At 69.1% G+C, this 22,259-nt stretch carries 20 protein-coding genes, 1 tRNA gene and 1 pseudogene; 12 read left to right on the top strand and 10 right to left on the bottom strand.

Features of this window, described 5'->3' with window-relative positions; genetic code table 11:
* Positions 1 to 7: 7 nt before the first annotated feature.
* The 7 genes from OCQ_RS26730 to OCQ_RS09350 all read left to right on the top strand — a co-directional run bounded on the left by OCQ_RS26730 (position 8) and on the right by OCQ_RS09350 (position 7,152).
* Positions 8 to 160, top strand: a complete 153-nt coding sequence (locus OCQ_RS26730; RefSeq protein ID WP_162130190.1) for a hypothetical protein — start codon at positions 8 to 10, stop codon at positions 158 to 160.
* A complete protein-coding gene (locus tag OCQ_RS09375) occupies positions 154 to 1,284 on the top strand; it encodes a YeiH family protein (RefSeq protein ID WP_036458652.1) in 1,131 nt (376 codons plus the stop codon). The genes OCQ_RS26730 and OCQ_RS09375 overlap by 7 nt, the downstream gene beginning before the upstream one ends.
* Positions 1,285 to 1,769: 485 nt before the next feature.
* Positions 1,770 to 2,702 carry a cysteine synthase A gene (cysK, locus tag OCQ_RS09370; RefSeq protein WP_008255646.1) on the top strand — a complete coding sequence of 311 codons (933 nt, stop codon included), beginning with the start codon at positions 1,770 to 1,772 and terminating at the stop codon, positions 2,700 to 2,702.
* 2 nt (positions 2,703 to 2,704) lie between these two features.
* Positions 2,705 to 3,388 (top strand): serine O-acetyltransferase, encoded by a 684-nt coding sequence (gene cysE / locus OCQ_RS09365; RefSeq protein ID WP_008255645.1) that lies wholly within the window; start codon positions 2,705 to 2,707, stop codon positions 3,386 to 3,388.
* A 142-nt stretch (positions 3,389 to 3,530) separates the two neighbouring features.
* Complete coding sequence (locus tag OCQ_RS09360; protein WP_041784920.1) at positions 3,531 to 4,652, top strand: LLM class flavin-dependent oxidoreductase; 1,122 nt, start codon at positions 3,531 to 3,533, stop codon at positions 4,650 to 4,652.
* Positions 4,649 to 5,770, top strand: coding sequence for an LLM class flavin-dependent oxidoreductase (locus tag OCQ_RS09355; RefSeq protein WP_014384388.1), 1,122 nt, complete (start codon positions 4,649 to 4,651; stop codon positions 5,768 to 5,770). Before OCQ_RS09360 ends, OCQ_RS09355 begins: the two co-directional genes overlap by 4 nt.
* A complete protein-coding gene (locus OCQ_RS09350) occupies positions 5,767 to 7,152 on the top strand; it encodes an NtaA/DmoA family FMN-dependent monooxygenase (protein WP_008255635.1) in 1,386 nt (461 codons plus the stop codon). Before OCQ_RS09355 ends, OCQ_RS09350 begins: the two co-directional genes overlap by 4 nt.
* Positions 7,153 to 7,180: 28 nt before the next feature.
* Here the strand turns inward: OCQ_RS09350 and OCQ_RS09345 are convergent.
* Positions 7,181 to 7,253: transfer RNA gene (locus OCQ_RS09345), tRNA-Asn, on the bottom strand.
* 142 nt (positions 7,254 to 7,395) lie between these two features.
* Here OCQ_RS09345 and OCQ_RS09340 point away from each other — a divergent pair.
* Complete coding sequence (locus OCQ_RS09340) at positions 7,396 to 7,674, top strand: hypothetical protein (RefSeq protein ID WP_009953068.1); 279 nt, start codon at positions 7,396 to 7,398, stop codon at positions 7,672 to 7,674.
* Here OCQ_RS09340 and dnaG read toward each other — a convergent pair.
* The 3 genes from dnaG to OCQ_RS09325 form a co-directional block, all read right to left on the bottom strand.
* On the bottom strand, positions 7,658 to 9,610 hold the full coding sequence (gene dnaG, locus OCQ_RS09335) for a DNA primase (RefSeq protein ID WP_014382309.1): 1,953 nt from the start codon (positions 9,608 to 9,610) through the stop codon (positions 7,658 to 7,660). The two genes, OCQ_RS09340 and dnaG, sit on opposite strands and share 17 nt — an antisense overlap.
* 30 nt (positions 9,611 to 9,640) lie before the next feature.
* Entirely contained in the window at positions 9,641 to 10,258 is a 618-nt protein-coding gene (sodC, locus tag OCQ_RS09330; protein WP_008255630.1) for a superoxide dismutase[Cu-Zn], read from the bottom strand.
* Between the two features lie 67 nt (positions 10,259 to 10,325).
* Positions 10,326 to 11,603 carry a deoxyguanosinetriphosphate triphosphohydrolase gene (locus OCQ_RS09325; RefSeq protein WP_014382307.1) on the bottom strand — a complete coding sequence of 426 codons (1,278 nt, stop codon included), beginning with the start codon at positions 11,601 to 11,603 and terminating at the stop codon, positions 10,326 to 10,328.
* Between the two features lie 87 nt (positions 11,604 to 11,690).
* Here OCQ_RS09325 and OCQ_RS09320 point away from each other — a divergent pair, with 87 nt between their 5' ends.
* Complete coding sequence (locus tag OCQ_RS09320; protein WP_014384387.1) at positions 11,691 to 13,667, top strand: TPM domain-containing protein; 1,977 nt, start codon at positions 11,691 to 11,693, stop codon at positions 13,665 to 13,667.
* A 194-nt stretch (positions 13,668 to 13,861) separates the two neighbouring features.
* On the opposite strand, the pseudogene OCQ_RS27020 reads toward OCQ_RS09320, so the two are convergent.
* The 3 genes and pseudogenes from OCQ_RS27020 to OCQ_RS09305 form a co-directional block, all read right to left on the bottom strand.
* Positions 13,862 to 14,006, bottom strand: a pseudogene (locus OCQ_RS27020) (hypothetical protein); the annotation flags it as partial.
* A 503-nt stretch (positions 14,007 to 14,509) separates the two neighbouring features.
* Positions 14,510 to 15,736 carry a PPE family protein gene (locus OCQ_RS09310; protein WP_014382304.1) on the bottom strand — a complete coding sequence of 409 codons (1,227 nt, stop codon included), beginning with the start codon at positions 15,734 to 15,736 and terminating at the stop codon, positions 14,510 to 14,512.
* Positions 15,737 to 15,987: 251 nt separating this feature from the next.
* Positions 15,988 to 17,379, bottom strand: coding sequence for a glycine--tRNA ligase (locus OCQ_RS09305; protein WP_041784918.1), 1,392 nt, complete (start codon positions 17,377 to 17,379; stop codon positions 15,988 to 15,990).
* Between the two features lie 183 nt (positions 17,380 to 17,562).
* On the opposite strand from OCQ_RS09305, the gene OCQ_RS09300 reads away from it, so the two are divergent.
* The gene (locus OCQ_RS09300) at positions 17,563 to 17,988 is read left to right on the top strand and encodes an ArsR/SmtB family transcription factor (protein ID WP_173662756.1); all 426 of its coding nucleotides are present in this window, start codon (positions 17,563 to 17,565) and stop codon (positions 17,986 to 17,988) included.
* Entirely contained in the window at positions 17,985 to 18,380 is a 396-nt protein-coding gene (locus OCQ_RS09295) for a Fur family transcriptional regulator (RefSeq protein ID WP_008255605.1), read from the top strand. Before OCQ_RS09300 ends, OCQ_RS09295 begins: the two co-directional genes overlap by 4 nt.
* 3 nt (positions 18,381 to 18,383) lie before the next feature.
* Here the strand turns inward: OCQ_RS09295 and OCQ_RS09290 are convergent, their stop codons facing one another.
* The 3 genes from OCQ_RS09290 to recO all read right to left on the bottom strand — a co-directional run bounded on the left by OCQ_RS09290 (position 18,384) and on the right by recO (position 20,644).
* Positions 18,384 to 18,812: a hypothetical protein gene (locus OCQ_RS09290; RefSeq protein WP_008255604.1), complete on the bottom strand. Its 429-nt coding sequence runs from the start codon at positions 18,810 to 18,812 to the stop codon at positions 18,384 to 18,386.
* On the bottom strand, positions 18,812 to 19,681 hold the full coding sequence (locus OCQ_RS09285; protein WP_008255602.1) for a decaprenyl diphosphate synthase: 870 nt from the start codon (positions 19,679 to 19,681) through the stop codon (positions 18,812 to 18,814). Before OCQ_RS09285 ends, OCQ_RS09290 begins: the two co-directional genes overlap by 1 nt.
* Positions 19,682 to 19,846: 165 nt before the next feature.
* Positions 19,847 to 20,644, bottom strand: coding sequence for a DNA repair protein RecO (recO, locus tag OCQ_RS09280; RefSeq protein ID WP_008255600.1), 798 nt, complete (start codon positions 20,642 to 20,644; stop codon positions 19,847 to 19,849).
* A 62-nt stretch (positions 20,645 to 20,706) separates the two neighbouring features.
* On the opposite strand from recO, the gene OCQ_RS09275 reads away from it, so the two are divergent.
* Positions 20,707 to 22,197 carry an amidase gene (locus OCQ_RS09275; RefSeq protein ID WP_008255598.1) on the top strand — a complete coding sequence of 497 codons (1,491 nt, stop codon included), beginning with the start codon at positions 20,707 to 20,709 and terminating at the stop codon, positions 22,195 to 22,197.
* Positions 22,198 to 22,259: the final 62 nt, after the last annotated feature.

Below are 22,259 nucleotides of genomic sequence, written 5' to 3'. Positions count from 1 at the left end.
GGCCATCGTGGGTGAGGGCGTGCCAGAGGACGACGCGCTGCGGGGACCGCGCTGGACCGCGAGGCTCGGCGCGATATCGGTGGACTGGTGGGCGACCGCGGTGGCCGGCGTGATCGTCGCGCTGGCGGTGGCCGACGTGCTTCCGAAGGTTCCGTGGTGACCGGCGTGAGCACGGTGCGCGTCGAGCCCGGCGAAGCATCTGCCGAAACCACGTTCACCAGTACCCGTCCGCTCGACTATGTCCCGGGCATCCTGCTGCTGATCGGCGTCGGGGTGCTGGGCAAGTACGCCCAGATCTGGTGGAACGCGCTGGCCAAACACGAGCACTGGACGGTGCCCGACATCGAATACGTGTTGTGGGCGATCGTGATGGGGCTGCTCATCACCAATACCGTTGGCCTGCACCCGATCTTTCGCTCCGGCGTGCTGACCTACGAATTCTGGCTCAAGGTCGGCATCGTGGCGCTCGGTTCGCGTTTCGTGCTGGGCGACATCGCCAGGCTCGGCGGGATCAGCCTGGTGCAGATCCTGGTGGACATGACGATCGCGGGGACGATCATCATCGTCGTGGCCCGCGCGTTCGGGTTGTCGGGCAAGCTCGGCTCGTTGTTGGCGATCGGCACGTCGATCTGCGGGGTGTCGGCGATCGTGGCGGCCAAGGGCGCGATCCGGGCCCGCAATTCCGATGTCAGCTACGCGATCGCGGCGATCCTGGCGCTGGGCGCCGTGTCACTGTTCGTGTTGCCGCCGCTGGGCCACGCGATCGGGCTCACCGATCACGAATTCGGTTTGTGGGCAGGGCTTTCCGTGGACAACACCGCCGAAACCACCGCCACGGGCTACCTGTACTCCGACCACGCCGGCAAGATCGCGGTGCTGGTGAAGTCGACCCGCAACGCGCTGATCGGTTTCGTCGTGCTGGGCTTCGCGCTGTATTGGGCCGCGCGCGGGCAGGCCGACGAGATCGCGCGGGGCGCCAATGCCAAGGCCGCGTTCGTCTGGAACAAATTCCCGAAATTCGTGCTCGGCTTCCTGGCGGTGTCGGCGATCGCCACCGCCGGCTGGCTGACCAAGGGCCAAACCGCCAACCTCGCCAACGTGTCGAAATGGGCGTTCCTGCTGACCTTTGCTGGCGTGGGCCTCAACACCGATATCCGTCAGATCGCGCGCACCGGCTGGCGCCCGCTGGTCGTCGCGGTCATCGGGCTGACGGTCGTCGCCACCGTCTCCCTCGGCATCGTGCTGCTGACGTCGCGGCTGCTCGGGTGGGGTGTCAGCGCCTAGGCACGGCGCCGACACATGCGGAGACCCTCGCGCCGAGCCGATCGAAGCGATGACCAGCCCAGACGGCGCGGATCCCGGCTGAGCCCAACGGGCGAAAACCTCGCCTGTCCTATAGTGGACGCATGCAACACTCCGTACAGCTGCGCTTTGTCCCGTCGCGCGTCGCGGACTGTTCGTGTCGCTGTTGTTGATCCGCACGCCTCTGACACTGTAGAAATCCGCGCGCTAGCCCATGTCAGGGCGGTTTCGGTGTATTTGTCCGGCGGCGTCAAGACGCGGGCTCACGGAGATTTTCAGGAAAATTAGCGACCGATGACCGTATCGTCCGAGCCGATTCACGCCCTGGCGGGAGCTAGCCGCAGCGGCCCTGATCAGGCTCGACTCGATTATGCGGCGCTAGCCATCCCGACCGAGATGAACATAGAGTTCGATATTAGCTGGCAGGCTGAGAGGCCTGGTCCTACATCGTTGGAGACAAAAGGTAGATGAGCATCGCCGAGAACGTCACGGAACTGATCGGAAACACCCCGCTGGTCCGGCTCAACAGGGTCACCGACGGTGCGGTCGCCGACGTCGTCGCCAAGCTGGAATTCTTCAACCCGGGAAACAGCGTCAAGGACCGCATCGGGGTCGCGATGATCGACGCGGCCGAAAAGGCGGGCGTGATCAAGCCGGACACGATCATTCTCGAACCGACGAGCGGGAACACCGGCATCGCGCTGGCGCTGGTGGCGGCCGCACGCGGCTACCGCTGCGTGTTGACCATGCCGGAGACGATGAGCGTCGAGCGGCGAATGTTGTTGCGCGCGTTGGGCGCCGAGATCGTCTTGACACCCGGTCCGGAGGGCATGCCGGGCGCCATCGCCAAGGCCGAGGAATTGGCCAAGAGCGACCAACGGTACTTCGTGCCGCAGCAGTTCGAGAACCCGGCCAACCCCGAAATCCACCGTAAGACAACGGCGGAGGAAGTCTGGCGCGACACCGACGGCAAGGTGGACATCTTCGTCGCCGGGGTCGGGACCGGCGGCACCCTCACCGGGGTGGCTCAGGTCATCAAAGAACGTAAGCCCTCCGCACAATTCATCGCCGTCGAGCCGGAGGGGTCCCCGGTGCTCTCCGGTGGACAGAAAGGGCCGCACCCCATCCAGGGCCTCGGCGCCGGTTTCGTCCCGCCGGTGCTGGCGATGGATCTGGTGGACGAGGTCATCACCGTCGGCAACGAAGAGTCGATGACGTTGGCCCGGCGGCTGGCCGCCGAAGAGGGACTGCTGGTCGGCATCTCCTCGGGGGCCGCGCTGGCGGCCGCGCTGAAGGTCGCCCGCCGCCCGGAAAACGCCGGAAAGCTCATCGTCGTCGTGCTGCCCGACTTCGGCGAGCGCTACCTGAGCACGCCGCTGTTCGCCGACCTGGCCGATTAGTCATGCTCGACGCCATTCGCACCGACATCCGGGCCGCCAGGGAGCGAGACCCCGCCGCCCCGACCACGCTGCAGGTGATCTTCGCCTATCCCGGGGTGCACGCCATCTGGCTTCACCGCATCAACCACTGGCTGTGGCTGCGCGGGGCGAGGCTGATCGCGCGCATCACCGCCGAGATCACCAGGATCCTGACCGGCGTCGAGATTCACCCCGGCGCCGTCCTGGGGCCCGGGCTGTTCATCGATCACGCCACCGGCGTGGTGATCGGCGAGACCGCCGAGGTCGGCGAGGACGTGACGATCTACCACGGCGTCACCCTCGGCGGCAGCGGCAGGGACACCGGCAAGCGCCATCCCACCATCGGCGACCGGGTGATCATCGGCGCGGGCGCAAAGGTCTTGGGCGCGATAAAAATCGGCGACGACAGCCGCATCGGCGCCAACGCCGTGGTGGTCAAAGAGGTTCCGTCCAGCGCGGTGGTCATCGGGGTGCCCGGACAGGTCATCAGCCGTAGCCGTCCCGGCAGTCCGGATGACTCGATGATGCCCGATCTCGTCGGTGTCAGCCTGCAGTCGCTGCTGACCCGGGTGACCAAACTCGAGGCCCGGGCGGACGGCGCGCAGACCAACCACGTCATCCGGCCCCCCGAAGCCGGAGTCTGGTACGGCGAGGACTTCTCCATCTGATTCTTCGGCGATGAACTCGGCAGAGTATTACTCACGCTGACGTTAACTCCGCCCCGGAATGCATTGCCGCGCTGAGCGTTGCACAGTGGGTTATGGACACGATGCACGACGGCGTCCCGACGGCAGATTCCGCGGCCCGGTCATGACCGAGCTGCATCTGGCCGTGGGGCTCGACGGCTACGGGTGGCACCCCCACGCGTGGCGATACGCCTTCGCGCACAACGCAACCGGCGGCGGGCAACTCAGCGGGCGATACTGGGCCGCGCTGGCCGCCACCGCCGAACGTGCCCTGCTGGACTTCCTGACCATCGACGACAGCCTGGATGCGCAGCCGGGCCGCCGGCCCGAGATCTCGCCGCGGCGCCTGGCGGGGCGCGCCGACGCCACGCTCGTGGCCGCGCGCATCGCGCCGGTCACCGCACACATCGGACTCATCCCCGTCGCGACGGTCACCCACACCGAGCCGTTCCATGTCTCGAAAGCGATTGCGACGCTTGACCATATTTCGCACGGCCGGGCCGGCTGGCAGGTGCGGGTGAGCGCGACGGCACACGAGGCGGCGCTGTTCGGCCGGCGATCCGCCCCCGACGGCGACGAACTTTTCCGCGAGGCCGCCGACGCCGTGGAGGTGGTGCGCCGCCTCTGGGACAGCTGGGAGGACGGCGCCGTCATCCGCGACGTGGCGACCGGCCGCTACATCGATCGCGACAAGCTGCACTACATCGACTTCGCCGGCGAGCACTTCTCGGTCAAGGGACCGTCCATCACCCCGCGCCCTCCCCAGGGCCAGCCGGTGGTGGCGGCGCTGGCGCACGCGCCGCGCGTCTACGAATTCGCCGCCGCCAGCGCCGACCTGGTGTTCGTCACCCCACGCGACGAGGAATCGCTGCGCGCGATCCTGGCCGAGGTCGGCCACGCGCAGCGTGCGGCGGGCCGCACGATCCAGGCCTACGCCGATCTGGTGGTGTCGCTGGGTGAGGATCCGCTGACGCCGGGCGCGGCCATCTCCTCCGACGCGCACGTGTTCCATGGCCGCGCAAGCGATTTGGCGGAGCTGCTGCTCGCCTGGCAGGACGCCGGGGTCGACGGGGTGCGGCTGCGGCCCGCGGTCAACGCGATCGACCTGCCCGCGATCGTCGACGACCTGGTGCCGCTGCTGCAGCGCGCCGGGCGGTTCCGCACCCGCTACCGCGAGGGCGAGACGCTGCGCGACCGCCTTGGCCTGGCGCCCGCCCCCAACCGCTACGCGACGGCGCCGTCATGAGCCTCACTCCCCTGTCGATCCTGGACCTGGCACCCATCAGCGCCGGCAGCGACGCCGCGACGGCGCTGCGCAACACCATCGACCTGGCCCAGCACGCCGAACAATGGGGCTACAAGCGTTACTGGCTCGCCGAGCACCACTTCGTCGCGGTGGCCAGCTCGTCACCGGTGACGCTGATCGGCCAGATCGCCGCGGCCACCGAACGCATTCACGTCGGATCGGCCGCCGTGCAGGTCGGCCACACGACGGCGCTTGCCGTGGTGGAGAGCTTCGGCATCCTCGACGCGTTGCATCCCGACCGCATCGACATGGGCCTGGGCCGCTCCGGGCAGCGGCGGCAAGAGGCCGCGACCTCGCGCGCCCCCCAGCCCGACCGCGCGCCCGAGCCGTGGCGGGACGTCGACGGCCTGCTCGTCCCCACACCGTTCGACCAAACCCCGCTGATGAGATCCGAACGGATGCGGGCGCAGGCGTCGGTGCTCGCCCAACCGTGCGCGCAGCCGGCGGATTTCGCCGACCAGGTCGCCGACATCGAAGCGATGCTGGACGGCACCTACGCCGTCGACGGCCATCAGCTGCGGGCGGTTCCCGGCGAACACGCGCAGCTGACACCGTGGATCTTCGGCAGCACCAAGGGACAGAGCGCCGAGGTGGCCGGCGCCCGCGGGCTTCCGTTCGTCGCCAGTTACCACATCACCCCCGGCACCGCGCTCGACGCGATCACCGCGTACCGCAACGCCTTCCGCCCCTCCGCCCGGCTGGCGCGGCCGTACGTGGTGGTGTCGGCCGACGTCGTGGTCGCCGAGGACAGCGCCACCGCGCGCTACCTCGCGTCCAGTTACGGCCACTGGGTGTATTCCATTCGTAGCGGCCGGGGCGCGATCCCCTACCCGGATCCCGACTTCTGCGAACCCCTGACCGAGGCCCAGCAGGCATTGGTGGCCGACCGCACTTCAACACAATTCGTCGGCAACCCCGATGAGGTCGCCGACCGGCTCGAGCTGCTGCGCCGGGTCACCGGTGCCGACGAACTTGTCATCACGTCCGTCACCCACCGGCACGCCGACCGGCTGCGCTCGCATGAACTGATCGCCAAACGATGGGGGCTGACCGGATGACCGTTCGAGATGCGGGACAGCGCAAGCAGATACACCTGGGCGCCCACTTCCCCGGGGTGAACAACACGACGGTGTGGTCGGATCCGAGCGCGGGCAGCCAGATCGCGTTCGAATCGTTTGTGCACCTTGCCCAGACCGCCGAGCGGGGGCTGTTCGACTTCTTCTTCCTTGCCGAGGGGCTGCGGCTGCGCGAGCACCGCGGCAAAATCCACGATCTCGACGTCGTCGGCCGTCCCGACACGTTCACCGTGCTGGCCGCGCTCGCCGCGGTGACCGACCGACTCGGCCTGGCCGGCACCATCAACACCACCTTCAACGAACCCTTCGAGGTGGCAAGGCAATTCGCGACGCTGGACCACCTGTCCGACGGGCGTGCGGCGTGGAACATGGTCACCTCCTCCGACGCGTTCACCGGGGAGAACTTCCGCCGCGGCGGATTCCTCGCCCACGCCGACCGATACCACCGGGCCGAGGAGTTCATCCGCGTCGCGCGCAAGTTCTGGGACAGCTGGGCACCCGACGCCGTGATCGCCGACGTCGACGCCGGCACCTACGCCGACCCGACGCGCATCCACGTCGTCGACCATTTCGGTCCGCAGTTCGGCGTCCACGGCGTGGCCGCGCTGCCCGCCGGGCCGCAAGGCCACCCCGTGCTGTTGCAGGCCGGTGACTCCAGCGACGGCCGCGACTTCGGCGCCAGGCACGCCGACGCCCTGTTCACGCTGCACGGTTCGCTCGAGGCGGGGCAGCGCTACTACGCCGACGTGAAGGGCCGCGCCGCCGCCCACGGGCGCGACCCCGACCAGCTCAAGGTCCTGCCCGGCGCGACGTTCGCGCTGGGAGACACCCCCGACGAGGCGCAGGACAACGCGCGCCACATCCGCGAGCAGCAGGTCAGCGGTCCGACCGCGATCGCGTTTCTCGAGCAGGTGTGGGGCGTGGACCTGTCGGCCTACGATCCCGACGGACCCCTGCCCGACGTCGACCCCGTCGAGAACCCGAACATCACGAGGGGACGCGTCCGGCACGGCGATCCCACGACGGTCGCCCAAACCTGGCGGGCGCGAGCGGAGGCCGAAAACCTCTCGATCCGGGAGCTGATCATCGAGGTGACCAGCCGCCAGCAGTTCGTCGGAACGCCGCAGCAGGTGGCCGCCGAGATCGACCGCTACGTGCAGTCGGACGCCTGCGACGGCTTCATCCTGGTGCCGCACCTGACGCCGCACGGCCTCGACGAGTTCGTCGACAAGGTGGTCCCGCTGCTGCAGGAGCGCGGCAGCTTCCGCACCGAGTACCGCGGCCACACGCTGCGCGAGCATCTGGGTTTGTCGCCGACGCCGGGATGGGCGGGAAATCCGGCCGGTATCGCGAGCGGGCAGTGACGGCCGGGCGGCCCGCTGAATTTTGCTGCTCCCCCGCCTGGACTCGAACCAGGAACCCTTCGGTTAACAGCCGAATGCTCTGCCAATTGAGCTACAGGGGACTAACCCGATCGCGGGACGACTCTAGCGTACTGGCACGACCGCGCCCAACTGGCGCGGGTCGCCACCGTCTCACCCGGTCGACCGCGCACGCACCCCACCCGGTGAGGCAGGATGGAGCCATCGATAGTCGGGAGGAACGCTTTGATCCGGTATGTCGTGGTGCTGGGACTGGGTTACGTGCTGGGCTCGAAAGCCGGTCGTCGGCGATACGAGCAGATCGTCGGCACCTATCGAGCGCTGACCAGCAGCCCGGTGGCCAAGTCGATGATCGAGGGGGGACGCCGCAAGATCGCGAACCGGATCTCCCCGGACGCCGGCTTTGTCACGCTGGCGCAGATCGACGACCAAACCGCCATCATGGAACGCGACGTCGAGCCGCTGCCCGACGAGGAGCTCGAGACCTCTACTCGTCGCCGCTAGCCTGCTCCAGCAGGCTGCGCCGGTAGGCCTCCATCGCTACCAGGTCGCCGAACAACGCGTGATACTCGTCGCCCTGTTCGATCGGCGACATGCGCTGCAACTTCGACTTCACCTCGGCGATCTGCCGGCCCATCCACACCTCTTGCAGGCGGGCCAGCACGCCGGCGATGTAGCGCGGCATTTTCTCCTCGTCGACCTGGATGGCCTCGACGCCCAGCTCGCTGATCAGCGCGGCCGTCAAGGGCGACGACGCCCGATCGCGCACCACCTCGAGCCACTGCGCCCCGGTGACCCCGCTCGACGTGCCGCCTGCGGTCTCGATCGCCGCGCGGATGGCGGCGTAGCCGGGGTGGGTGAAGCTCTCGACGGTCAGCGTGTCGAAGACCGGGCCGGCCAGCGCCGGATACTGCAACGCCGACTTGAGTGCCTCCCGTTGGGGCCACAGGGTGGGGTCGCGGGGGTCGGGACGGCTGGCCGCGGCATGGGCCGCGGCGGCGGGTTGCTCCGCGCGCCGCGACGCCTTGGGTCCGGCGCCGCCGCGGGCCGGGATTTTGGCGTTCTTGGATTGGCCGCGCACCCGGTCGATGACCTGCGCGACGTCGTCCCAGCCGACCCACCCGGCGAGCTGGCGGGCGTACTCGTCGCGCAGCGTGGGGTCCTTGATCTGGCCCACCATGGGCACGCAGCGCCGCAGCGCGGCCACCCGGCCCTCGGCGCTGTCCAGGTCCATCTCGGCGAGCGCCGACCGGATTGCGAACTCGAACAACGGCGTTCGCCGGGCCACCAGGTCGCGCAGGGCGCCGTCGCCGGACTTCAGCCGGAGATCGCAGGGGTCCATGCCGTCCGGCGCGACGGCCACGAACGATTGACCCGCCAGGTTCTGCTCGCCGCCGAACGCCTTGAGGGCGGCGGCCCGCCCGGCCGCGTCGCCGTCGAACACGTAGATCAGCTCGCCGCGAAAGAAGCTGTCGTCCATCATCAGTCGGCGCAGCATCGCCAGGTGCTCGTCGCCGAACGCGGTGCCGCACGACGCCACGGCGGTGGTGACCCCGGCCAGATGCATCGCCATCACGTCGGTGTAGCCCTCCACGACGACGGCCTGATGGCCCTTGGCGATGTCGCGTTTGGCCAAGTCGATGCCGAACATCACGTTCGACTTCTTGTACAGCAGCGTCTCCGGGGTGTTGATGTACTTGGCTTCCATCGGGTCGTCGTCGAAGAGCCGCCGGGCGCCGAAACCGATCACCTCGCCGGCCGAGGAACGGATGGGCCACAGCAGGCGGCGGTGGAAGCGGTCCATCGGCCCGCGGCGCCCCTGCCGCGACAGGCCCGCCGCTTCCAGCTCTTTGAACTCGAAACCCTTGCGCACCAAGTGCTTTGTCAGTGAGTCCCATCCCGACGGCGCGAACCCGCAACCGAAGTGACGGGCCGCCTCGGCATCGAAGTTGCGCTCGGTCAGATACTGCCGTGCCGGCGCCGCCTCGTCGGATTCCAGCGCCGCGGCGTAGAACTCTGCCGCGGCCGCGTTGGCCGCGACGAGCCGGCTTCGGCTGCCGCGGTCGCGCTGCACGCTGGTCGCCGGGCCGGAGTAGGTGATGGTGTGACCGATCCGGTCGGCGAGCAGCTCGACCGCCTCGACGAAGCTGACGTGCTCGATCTTCTGGATGAAGGCGTACACGTCGCCGCCCTCGCCGCAGCCGAAGCAGTGGAAGTGGCCGTGGTTGGGGCGGACGTGAAACGACGGCGACTTCTCGTCGTGAAACGGACACAGCCCCTTGAGCGAATCCGCGCCCGCGCGCCGCAACTGCACGTAATCGCCGACCACTTCGTCGATGCGCACCCGCTCGCGGATGGCGGCGATGTCGCGGTCCGGAATCCGGCCGCGGCCCCGGGCGCGCGCGTCGCCGTCGCTCCGTGAACTTGCCGGGCTTGACATCGGCTCAGTCTAAGCGCGCGGCGGCGAACGCTATCCCGTTCCGATGACGCCGCACGCGACGCGATCCATCGCGTTCTCGGTGTCCTGGGCGCCGTGCAGCATCAGCGCGGTCTTGGTACCGGCCAGCAGGTCGTCCCGGGTGAACGAATCGGTGGTGGTGACCAGGTAGGCCGCGCCGTCCTGGCGCACCTCGAGCGTCGCCAGGTCGCCGCTCTCGGGCTTGCCGGTGTGGCCGGGCGCCTGGTAGTGGCCGCCGGCGGACAAGAAGTTGCCCGGCGCACCGCCGGTGGGGGCCACCGAGTTCGGCTCGCACTTGCCGATCTCGTGGACGTGCAGGCCGTGCAGGCCGGGGGTCAGGATGCCGGTCGCCACCGTCTTGACGGTGACGGTCACATAGTTGCCGGTGAAGTCGAAGGTCGCGGTGGCCGCCGTCCGGCCGTCGGGTGTCTTCAACTCCGCGCTGAGCGAGCCGCCGGCGGGTGCCGGGGTCGTCGCCTCCCCGGAGGACGTCGGTGCGGCGGTTTTCACCGGCGGGGTGGTGCCCGGCTGGCTGCTCTCGTGCTGCGGTGAACTGCAGGCGGTCATGGCGACGACGGGAAGCCCCATCAGAAGGGAGGCCATCAAAGGCGAGCCGCTGAATTTCTTCATGTCGGGCAGCCTAACTCGCGGCGGCCGCGCCGATCCCCGGGCCGGACGAGTTGCGCCCCCCGACCCGCTACGGGCCGGCCTGGCGGGCGTCGATCCGTTCCAGCCGGCCCTCGGTGTAGGAGGCGATTTGATCGACGATGACCCGCCACCGGGCGCCGTCGTCGGCCGCGGTGTTGAAGGCCGCAGCGAAGACCGGGTCGAGGGTTCGGGGGGCTCCCGCGTACAGCCAGTGGGCCACCCGGTGGATGCGCTCACGCTGACCGGCCTGGGTTTCCTGATGCCGCGGATCGGACATGATGAACTGCAGCGCCAGGATTTTCAGCAGCGCGACCTCGGCCCGCACCAGATCGGGAACCTGCAGCTCGGCCCGGTAGCGCACCAACGGTCCGGGTCCGGCCGCCGCGCGGGTGGTGGCGATGGCGGCCGAGGCGAACCTCCCGACCAGCTCGCTGGTCAGCCGCTTGAGCGCGACCGACGCCGCGAGCGTGGCGTCGTACTTGCCCACGGCGGCGACCACCGGCAGCGCCGACAGCCGTCGCGCGGCCGCCATGAAATCGTCGGCGCGCACCCGGGAAAATTCGGTCTCGCCGAGTTTGGCCAGCGCGGCCGCCTCGTCGTCGTCGGCCAGCACCCGCAGGTCGATGCGTTGGGAGACGACGCCGTCCTCCACGTCGTGCACCGAATAGGCCACGTCGTCGGCCCAGTCCATCACCTGCGCCTCCAGGCACATCCGGCCCTCCGGGCCGCCCGCGCGCATCCAGGCCGCCGCCTCGCGGTCGGCGTCGTAGAACCCGAACTTGCGCGCCGCGCTCCCATGGCCTTCGCCGCGGAACCACGGGTATTTGGTGACCGCGTCCAGCGACGCGCGAGTCAGGTTCAGACCCGCGCTGTTGCCTTGGGCGTCAAGCACTTTGGGCTCGAGGCTGGTCAGGATTCGGAAATTCTGGGCGTTGCCCTCGAAGCCGCCATAGTTCGCCGCGACCTCGTCGAGGGCGCGCTCGCCGTTGTGGCCGTAGGGCGGGTGGCCGATGTCGTGGGCCAGGCCGGCCAGGTCGACCAGGTCGAGGTCGCAGCCCAGGCCGACGGCCATTCCCCGCCCGATCTGGGCGACCTCGAGGGAGTGCGTCAGCCGGGTGCGCGGCGTGTCCCCTTCCCGCGGCCCGACGACCTGGGTCTTGTCGGCCAGCCGGCGCAGGGCGGCGCTGTGCAGCACCCGGGCGCGGTCGCGGGCGAAGTCGGTGCGGTGCTGACCTTCGGTGCCCGGCAGACCCGCGGTCTTCGCGGCTTCGGTCACCCGTCGCTGACGGTCGAAGTCGTCGTAGGGGTCGCGCTGATTCCTGGTCACCGACGCACAGTCTGCCAGGGAATGCCCGCCCAAGTCCGGCTCGACTCGGGCCCGCTGGCGTGTGTCGGCCGGGGCTAGATTGGCCCTATGCGCACCGCTCGCCTGCTCGCCGTGCTCGCGACGCTCCTGACGGTCGGCCTCGGCGGCGGGCTGCTGTCGGCACCGGCCGCCGGCGCGCAACCATCATTCCGGTTGGCCGACTACGTCACCGACAACGCGGGGGCCCTGTCGGATTCCGGTCGAAGCACCGTCACCGCCGCCGTCAACAAGCTCTACACCGACCGCCACATCCGGCTGTGGGTGGTCTACGTCGACGACTTCTCCGGGCAGAGCCCGACCGGGTGGGCACAAGGCACCGTGCGCGCCAGCGACCTGGGCGGCTACGACGCGCTGCTGGCCGTCGCGACCACCAGCCGCTCCTACGCCTTCCTGGTGCCGTCCACCATCAAGAGCGTCAACGCCGGTCAGGTCGACAGCTTGCGGCGCAACAAGATCGAACCCGCCCTGCACAACGGTGACTGGAGCGGCGCCGCGGTGGCCGCGGCGAACGGGCTCGACGCGTCGCCCGGTTCGTCGGGGCGGGTGATCCTGCTGGCCACGCTGGCGGGCATTCTCATCGCCCTGGCCGGCCTGCTGCTGGTGATGCGTCATCGCGGGCAGCGCCGACGGGCCGCGGCGTTGGCGGCCGCGCGGCGCGTCGACCCCACCGACGTCGACGCGCTCGCCGCGCTGCCGCTGCAGACGCTCGACGACCTGTCCCGCGCGCTGGTGGTGGACGTCGACAACGCGCTACGCACCAGCGCCAACGAATTGGACCTGGCGGTCGGCGAATTCGGCGAAGAGCGCACCCGACCCTTCACGAGCGCGGTGGCCAACGCCAAAGCTGCTCTGTCCCAAGCGTTCACGGTGCGCCAACAACTCGACGACTCCACACCGGAAACGCCCGCCCAGCGGCGCGCACTGCTCACCCAGGTGATCGTCTCGGCGGCGCGGGCCGACCGCGAGCTGGAGTCACAGACCGAGGCGTTTGAGAAGCTGCGCGACCTCGTGATCAACGCCGCGTCGCGGCTGGATGCGCTGACGCGGCAGTACGTGGAACTCACCACCCGTCTGGCGCCGGCGGAGCAACGGTTGGCGGCGCTGCACCACGACTTCAGCGCTGCCGCACTGACTTCGGTGTCCGGCAATGTCACGACGGCCAAGGAGCGGCTGGCGTTCGCCGACCGCAACATCGGCACCGCCCGTGAGCTGGCCGCCCACGCCGTCACCGGTGGGCAGGCCGGCTTGGTCGACGCGGTCCGGGCCGCCGAGTCCGCCCTCGGGCAGGCGCGGGCCCTGCTCGACGCGGTGGACAACGCGGCCAGCGACATTCAGCACGCGATCGACGGGCTGCCGTCGGCCGTCGCCGACACCAAGGATGACATCGCATGCGCCAACGAACTGCTGCAGAAAAAACCCACGCGCAGCGGCGATTTGGTGGCGGCCCGCGACGCGGCCACCAGGGCCGTCGAGGGCGCCCGCGCCGGTGGATCCGAAGATCCGCTGGCCGCCTTCGGACAGGTGACCAAGGCCGACGCCGCGCTCAACGGGCTGCTGGCCACCCTGGCCGAGGAACAGGCCACCGCCGAGCGACTCAACCGATCGCTGGAACAGGCCTTGTTCACCGCGCAATCGCGGGTGCGCGCGGTGTCCGACTACATCGACACGCGCCGCGGCAGCGTCGGCCCCGACGCCCGCACCCGGCTGGCCGAAGCCAAGCGCCACCTGCAGGCCGCGCAGGACAAGGGCGCGACGAACCCGAGCGAAGCGATCGCCCACGCCAATGCGGCGTCGACGCTGGCCGCTCACGCTCAGTCACTGGCGAATGACGACGTGCAGGCGATGCAGCGCGCCTACACGCGTGGCGGCGGCAGTGACATGGGCGCGATGCTCGGCGGCATCATCATCGGCGACCTGTTCAGCGGGGGGATGCGGGGCGGATTCGGCGGCTGGAGCCCGACGTCGTTCGGTGGCTCGCCGGGTTCTTCCGACGGCGGGTTCATGGGTGGTGGCGGCCGATTCTGACGCGCCGCGCGCGGTGACCGCGGCGGCTTTCGGTTCTCTACCTACCGGTCTTCAGCCGGCGGCCGGGGAATGCGGGATCACGCCCACGGGCCGTGCCCCGGCTTCGCCTTCCCACCCGCTCCAGACGCCGTCGGCGACCGCCGTCGGGCGGGGCGCGTCGAGTGTCTCCTCCGTGGTGTCGGCGCTCGCGTCCGACTTCGGCGCCCAGTGGTCGTAGTCGTCGGGCGGAACGACCACCCCCCACTTGAGTGGGACCGATAAACCGCCGAGCACACCGCACTCACCGCGTACTGCCGCCACCGTGTCATCGGGTAACGGCGAACCGAGAGGCAAAAGCACCCCTGCCCCCTTCCACAGCCGATCTAAGCGTTCGGGCGCTGTGGCGAACCTATTTACACCAACCGGTGACATCGTAAGACAAACCGAAGAAAATATGCGGGAATTGCCAATTTTCCTTAATTTGAGCGTGTATCGGACCACGCGGGCCTCTCGCCGACCGGTAAGGGGACCGCCGCGCGGGCCACGCGGGCCGGCGACACCGGGGAACTCGGGCGCCATCCCGGACGATCGGCCGTCGATTCCTACGGACAAACTCCTTGCCGCACAGCACGTTAGGTTAAACCGTCGTGATCGGATCGAGCGGTCGGCCGCGGGTGCGCAGGGGGTCCGGCTCCGCGCTTCCCGCTCGGGGCAACGCATGCGAGCGCGCGTTGTTACGGGACGAATTATATGAATTCGCATATTGCGGTACGGCGTTGCTTGGCCGCCCCGGCCAACCTAGTCGGAATTTCCGGTTTCTCACGCAGTGCACTCCATGCACATCCGCAACAGCGGCACCGCGATTATCGGGTTCGCGGCACCACTTTGGGCCGTGACCGCACCACCTCCGCCTTGGTGCCGCGCTTGTCCCCCTCGGGCCCCTTGTCGCCCACCGGCATGGCCGTCATCGGCACGCCGTTACCCGACCCGGCCGCGGCCGACGTCGCCGCGGGCGCTCCGGTGGCCACACCCGACACCGCCGGTGCGGGCACGTACGCCGGCATCGACCCTTGCCACGCCGCGGGCACCGACATCGCCCCGACGAACCGCGCGGTCCCCAGGCCCGCCGACGCGACGCCCAGCGCGCCCAGCCCCCCGCCCGCCAGCGGTTGCAGGTCGGACAGCACGCTATGGGCGCTGCGCGGGGCCTCGGCGGCGGCCACGTTGGTGGCGCTGAGCAATATCGGCGCCGGCGCCGCCGGCGCCGCGGCCGCCACCGGGCCGGTGCTCTGGGCCAGCGCCACCATGGGCGGCATCAGCGCGCCGGCCGGGTACATGCCGGCCTGGGCCACCGTCGTCAAGGTCGCCACCGGCGTCGAGGTCATCAACGACGTCAGCGACGAGACCGCCGGGGAGAGCGCCATGAACACCGACTGCAGCTGCGACGCGAACGCGGTCCCCAGCGAGGACAAGCCCTGGAAAAACTGGGACGCGAGCGTCAGAGGCGCCGTCACCAGGTCGGCCAGGCCCGCCAGGCCCGCGGACGCCGCGCCGCCGCCGAGACCCGCGGGCGGCGGGGTGAACGCCGGCAACGTCTCCACCAGCGTTTGGGCCCCCGCGTGATAGCCCACCATCGCGGCCACATCCTGCGCCCACATCTCGACGTACTCCAGCTCGGTCTGCGCGATCGCCGCCGTGTTCTGGCCGAAGAAGTTGGTCGCGATCAGGATCAGCAACCGGGCACGATTCGCCAGCACCGCCGGCAGCGGCACCGTCGCGACCACCGCCCCCTCGAACGCCAGCGCCGCCAGCCGGGCCCGGATCGCGGCCACCTCCGCCTCCGCGGCGGCGATCAGCAGCCATTGCACGTAGGGCGCCGCGGCGGCCGTCATCGATGCCGACGAAGGACCCGTCCAGGGGCCCGCCGCCAGGTCCGTCACCACGGTGTTGAACGAGGCCGCCGAGGACGACAGCTCCGCCGCCAGTCCGTCCCACGCGGAGGCCGCCTCGAATAGAGGTCCAGCACCGGGGCCGCCGACTATCAAGGCCGAGTTGATTTCCGGAGGGAAGAACAAAAACGCGGGAATCATCCACACCCCAACCGACCGAGTCAACGGCTCCAGCGACAGACGCCCGACATCCGCCCATGGCTCAACTAGCTATCTACTTATGCCCCACGGCAGATCCTAGGGCACCGCCACCATCGCGGCCCGATTTTTAAGCAAACCTTATTTCGCAAATGCGAACCGGCGACGGCGCATCATTCACGGCGGCGCGAGTCGGCCAGACGCGCACCGACGCAACGGGACCCGATATGGCACCGCCGACGGCGGCCCGGTGATTAGCAGCCTTTGAGCCGTGCCGCCAGATAATCGGCCACGGTGTTCATCGCGACGCGTTCCTGGGTCATGTCGTCGCGCCGGCGCACCGTCACGGCGTTGTCCTCGAGTGAGTCGAAATCCACCGTCACACAGAACGGCGTGCCGATCTCGTCCTGGCGCCGATAGCGCCGCCCGATCGCGCCCGCATCGTCGAAATCGATATTCCAAAACTGGCGCAGTTCGGCCGCCAGATCGCGGGCCTTGGGGCTCAGGTCGGCGTGCCGGGACAGCGGCAGCACCGCCGCCTTGACCGGGGCCAGCCGCGGGTCCAGCCGCAGCACCGTGCGCTTTTCCATCTTGCCCTTGGCGTTCGGGGCCTCGTCCTCGACGTAGGCGTCGATCAGGAACGCCATGAACGACCGCGTCAAACCCGCCGCGGGCTCGATGACATACGGGATGTAGCGTGCGTCGGTCGCCTGGTCGTAGAAGGACAGGTCGACGCCGGAATGCTTTGAATGCGTCGCCAAGTCGAAATCGGTGCGGTTGGCGACGCCCTCCAGCTCACCCCACGGGTTACCGGCGAAGCCGAATTTGTACTCGATGTCGACGGTGCGATCGGAGTAGTGCGACAGTTTGTCGGCCGGGTGTTCAAACAACCGCAGGTTCTCCGGATCGATACCCAACTCGACATACCATTGCAGCCGGGTGTCGATCCAATACTGATGCCATTCCTTCGCGGTCGAGGGCTCGACGAAGAACTCCATTTCCATTTGCTCGAACTCGCGCGTGCGGAAAATGAAGTTGCCCGGGGTGATCTCGTTGCGAAAGCTCTTGCCTATCTGGCCGATGCCGAAGGGCGGTTTCCTGCGCGCGGTCGTCACCACGTTGGCGAAGTTGACGAAGATGCCCTGCGCGGTCTCCGGACGCAGATAGTGCAAGCCCTCCTCGGTCTCGATCGGACCCAGGTAGGTCTTGAGCATCATGTTGAATTCGCGGGGCTCGGTCCACTGCCCGGGCTCGCCGGTGTCGGGGTCGCGGATGTCGGCCAGTCCGTTGGGCGGCGGGTGGCCGTGCTTGGCCTCGTAGGCCTCGATGAGATGGTCGGCGCGGTAACGCTTATGGGTGATCAGCGACTCGACCAGCGGGTCATGGAAGACCTCGACGTGGCCCGAGGCCACCCACACCTGCCGCGGCAAGATGATCGACGAATCCAGGCCGACGACGTCGTCGCGCCCGCTGACCACCGCGCGCCACCACTGACGTTTGATGTTCTCTTTGAACTCCACACCCAACGGGCCGTAGTCCCACGCCGACCGGGTTCCGCCGTAGATCTCTCCCGAGGGAAAAACGAAGCCGCGCCGCTTGGCCAGGTTCACTACGGTGTCGATGACGGACGCCACGGGGTGGTGCACTCCCTTTCCGGGGTTGGGTGGGCGCGCTTGGCGGCCGACCGCCGTGCGCAGAGCATCAGTCATGGTAGCGATCGGCGCCGCGGTCTTTGACATGCGTCATCATGCATGTGACAGTGGAGTGCAGCCGATACGGCGGATACTTTCCCACTACCTGGCACTTCTCGAGGTGATGCCGCTCCCATGATGTCCCCCTCACGTTCTGCGTCGATGCCGTCCGCCACCGACGGCGACATGGGAACGGACCTGGACGCGGTCACCCACGACCACGGCGGACTCGGCGCCGGTGGGCACTCCGTACTGGCCGATTACCCCGTCCCACCCCCGCGGGAGATCCTCGACGCCGCGGGCGAGTTGTTGCGGGCGCTGGCGGCGCCGGTGCGCATCGCCATCGTCCTGCAGCTGCGCGAGTCGCATCGCTGCGTGCACGAGCTGGTGGACGCGCTCGGCGTGCCCCAGCCGCTCGTCAGCCAGCACCTGAAGATCCTCAAGGCGGCGGGCGTGGTTGCCGGCGAGCGGTCCGGGCGCGAGGTGCTGTACCGGCTCGCCGATCATCACCTCGCGCACATCGTGGTGGACGCCGTCGCGCACGCGAGCGAGGACACCCCGTGACCTCAGGAGCGAGCGTTCGCTCGACCCGTCAGCGCGCGGCGATCTCGACGCTGTTGGAGACACTCGACGAATTCCGCTCGGCGCAGGATCTGCACGACGAGCTGCGCCGGCGCGGCGAGAACATCGGGCTGACCACCGTCTACCGGACGCTGCAGTCGATGGCCGCGGCGGGAATGATCGACACGCTGCGCACCGACACCGGCGAGTCGGTCTACCGCAGGTGTTCGGAACACCATCATCACCACTTGGTCTGCCGCAGTTGCGGATCCACGATCGAGGTGGGCGATCACGAGGTCGAGGAGTGGGCGACGGCCGTGGCCGCCAAGCACGGCTTCTCCGACGTCAGCCACACCATCGAGATCTTCGGCACCTGTTCGGAGTGCATGCCCTGACGATTACGCCGTCAGCGTGCGGCGTACCTGGGCGCCGGTGTCGAGCACCAGCAGGATCAAGGTCCTCAGCGCATCGTCGGTGAGGCCCGCGCCGGGAAAGTTGTAGCGCAGCATCACATCGGCGTTCTTGGCCGCGCCCTTGCCCGAATTACGCTGCACGGCTTTGTCATTGACCTTCTCGATCAGGCTGACGCTGCCGAAGTTGCTGTCGCGCGCCTGCTTGGCCACCTGATCGCTCAGCTTCTTGGTCAGCGGCAGATCCCACGCCAATATCTGGGTGAGCGATACCAGGTCAAGGCCCTCGGCGATGTTCACCACCCGCAACGAGGCGATGGTGCCGTCATGGTGAACGGTCAGCGCGCCGTCGGTCTCCTCCTGCAGCGCAAGGACATCGCGGAGGATCGACGCCAGACGCTCCTGTAGCGATGGCACTATGCGCTCCCGAATCGGCGGTTGCGCGAGGCGTATTCCTCGCAGGCGGCCCACAGGTCGCGACGGTCGTAGTCGGGCCACAATTTGTCCTGGAAGATGTACTCGGCGTATGCCGCCTGCCACAGCATGAAATTGCTGGACCGCTGCTCCCCCGAGGTCCGCAAAAACAGATCCACGTCGGGGATGTCGGGCCGCTGCAGGTGGTTCGCCACCGTCGACTCGGTGATGCGCTCCGGGTTCAGCCGTCCGGCCGCGGCCAGCCGTGCGATTTCCTTTGTGGCTTCGGCGATTTCGGCGCGGCCACCGTAGTTCACACAGTAGTTGACGGTGATGACGTCGTTGTCCTTCGTCATGTCTTCTGCGATCGCCAGCTCATTGATCACGCTGCGCCACAGGCGGGGCCGCGACCCGACCCACCGGATCTTGACCCCGATCGCATTCAGGTTCACCCGGCGCATCCGCACCACGTCGCGGTTGAAGCCCATCAGGAAGCGGACCTCTTCGGGCGAACGCTTCCAGTTCTCGGTCGAGAAGGCGTACAGGCTGAGCCACTTGATCCCGATTTCGATTGCACCACAGACGATGTCGATGACCACGGCCTCCCCGGCTCGATGACCGTCGGTACGGGTCAGCCCCTGCTGGGTGGCCCAGCGGCCGTTGCCGTCCATGACGATGGCCACATGGTTGGGCAGCCGGTCGGCCTCGATCCTGGGCGCGGCCGCCTTGGAGGTGTGCTGCGGCGGCCGGCACGGGCCGCCGTCGGCGGACGGCGGCAGCTCCGGAAACACGACGGGCCAGGTCGACTTGTCGGGAAAGACCGGATAGTCGTCGGGCGCGGGGGGCAGCTGCGGGAAACCGCGGTGTGTCACCAGCGCCCCACTGGCCTCGGTCGCAGGGCGTGTGTCTTGTGCCCACCTCCGAGCGACACGTTCGGGTGACCCGCTTTTGTCGCTCGGAGGTGGGCACAACACATGCCGGTTGACGCAGATGCGGGTGTGACGGATGTGATCACCGCCCGTCCGCCGGCCCAGACTTTAGCCACAGTCCATATCCTGCCCGATCAGCGTCGCGCGCTGATCGGCGATGGTGCGGTCGACGTGATACGTCCGTTCGACGAGCGGCAACGTCTTGAGCTGCCGCTCCAAATGCCATTGCAGGTGCGCCGCCACCAGACCGCTGACGTAGTTGCGGTGCGACTGCGGCGTCTTCTCGGCGAAGTCCCAATCGCCGTCGTGCAGCGCCGACATCAGGTCCAGCACCCCCGGCGGCGGCGTCGTCGAACCGGCCGGGCGGCAGTGGGTGCAGACGCTGCCGCCAGCGCCGACATGAAACGCACGATGGGGACCGGGCGTGGCGCAACGGGCGCACTCGTTCAGCGCCGGCGCCCAACCGGCGATGCCCATCGCCCGCAGCAGGTAGGCGTCCAGCAGCAGGCCCCGGGACCGGCGGCCGTCGGCCACCGCCCGCAGGGCGCTCACCGTGAGCCCGTGCAGGGCCGGGGCGGGCGCCCGCTCCTCACCGGCGAGGCGTTCGGCGGTTTCCAGCATGGCGCACCCGCAGGTGTAGCGGCCGTAGTCGCTGACGATGTCGGTGGCGAACGCGTCGATCGAGACGACCTGGGTGACGATGTCGAGGTTGCGGCCGGGATGCAACTGCGCGTCGATGTGCGCGAATGGCTCCAGCCGCGCACCGAATTTGCTGCGGGTACGACGAACGCCCTTGGCCACCGCGCGGACCAGCCCGTGATCACGGGTCAGCAGGGTGACGATCCGGTCGGCTTCGCCGAGCTTGTGCTGGCGCAGCACAACAGCTCGGTCTCGGTATAGCCGCATCCCCATAGTTTTGCACCCCGCCGCGACATTGCGGGTATCCGCGCCGTCTAGTCTCGTACCCCGTGATTGGCGCTTCGGGGTCGGGAGTCGGGTCCATTTCCGGGTCCGGCAACCAGCGCCTGCCCACGCTGACCGACCTGCTCTATCAGTTGGCCAGCCGCTCGGTGACGTCCACCACCCTGGTGGGTCGTTCGCTGCACGCCATCCACGCCAGCCAGCCCACGCTGAACGCCTTCCGGGTGGTGCTCACCGAGTCGGCGCTGGCCGACGCGGCCGAGGCCGACCGGCGCCGCGCGGCCGGGGACACCGCCCCGCTGCTGGGCATCCCGATCGCCGTCAAGGACGACGTCGACATTGCCGGCGTGCCCACTGCGTTCGGCACCGAGGGGACGGTTCCGCCGGCGACGCACGACGCCGAGGTGGTGCGCCGCCTCAAGGCCGCCGGCGCGGTGATCGTGGGCAAGACCAACACGTGTGAGCTCGGCCAGTGGCCGTTCACCAGCGGACCCGGTTTCGGGCACACCCGCAACCCCTGGTCGCGGCGGCACACCCCCGGCGGGTCGTCGGGCGGCAGCGCCGCGGCGGTGGCCGCGGGCCTGGTCACGGCCGCCATCGGGTCCGACGGCGCCGGCAGTATCCGCATCCCCGCGGCATGGACGCACCTGGTGGGCATCAAGCCGCAGCGCGGACGGATCTCGACCTGGCCGCTGCCGGAGGCGTTCAACGGCATCACGGTCAACGGCGTGCTGGCCCGCACGGTCGCCGACGCGGCGCTGGTGCTCGACGCCGCGTCCGGCAACGTCGAGGGGGACCGTCACAAACCGCCCGCGATCACCGCCTCCGACTATGTGGGCAAGGCGCCCGGCCCGCTGAACATCGCGCTGTCAACCCGGTTTCCCTACACCGGTTTCCGGCCCAAGCTGCACCCGGAGATCCTGGCGGCGACGCGCGCCGTGGGTAACCAACTCGAACTGCTGGGCCACACCGTGGTGTCCGGCAACCCCGACTACGGCATGCGGTTGTCGTGGGACTTTCTCGCCCGGTCCACCGCGGGCCTGCGGGATTGGGAGGAGCGCTTGGGCGACGGCGTCGTGCTGGACCCCCGGACCCTGTCCAACCTGCGCATGGGCGCCGCGCTGGGGCAGGCGATCCTGCGCAGCGCCCGCCGCCACGAGGCGGCCGACCAGCGCCGGGTCGGTTCGATCTTCGACATCGTCGACGTGGTGTTGGCGCCGACCACCGCCCAGCCCCCGCCGCTGGCGCGGGCCTTCGACCGGTTGAGCGGCTTCGGCACCGACCGGGCCATGATCGCGGCCTGCCCGCTGACGTTCCCGTGGAACGTCCTGGGGTGGCCGTCCATCAACGTTCCGGCGGGCTTCACCTCCGAAGGCCTGCCGATCGGCGTGCAGCTGATGGGCCCGGCCAACAGCGAGGGCATGCTGATCTCGCTGGCCGCCGAGCTCGAAGCCGTGTGCGGATGGGCCAGCAAGCAGCCCCAACCCTGGTGGCACCAGAGCGCGGACACCCCTCCGGCGCCCGCGCCCAGCGGCTGAGATCACCGCCGCGTCCCGCCGTCTGGGCAGGTCGGAGCGGTGAATTTCCTGCCGACGAGGCG

The organism is Mycobacterium paraintracellulare (assembly GCF_000276825.1).
In the GTDB taxonomy this organism is placed as follows: Bacteria; Actinomycetota; Actinomycetes; order Mycobacteriales; family Mycobacteriaceae; genus Mycobacterium; species Mycobacterium intracellulare.
This window is presented reverse-complemented; position numbering and strand designations above follow the sequence as displayed.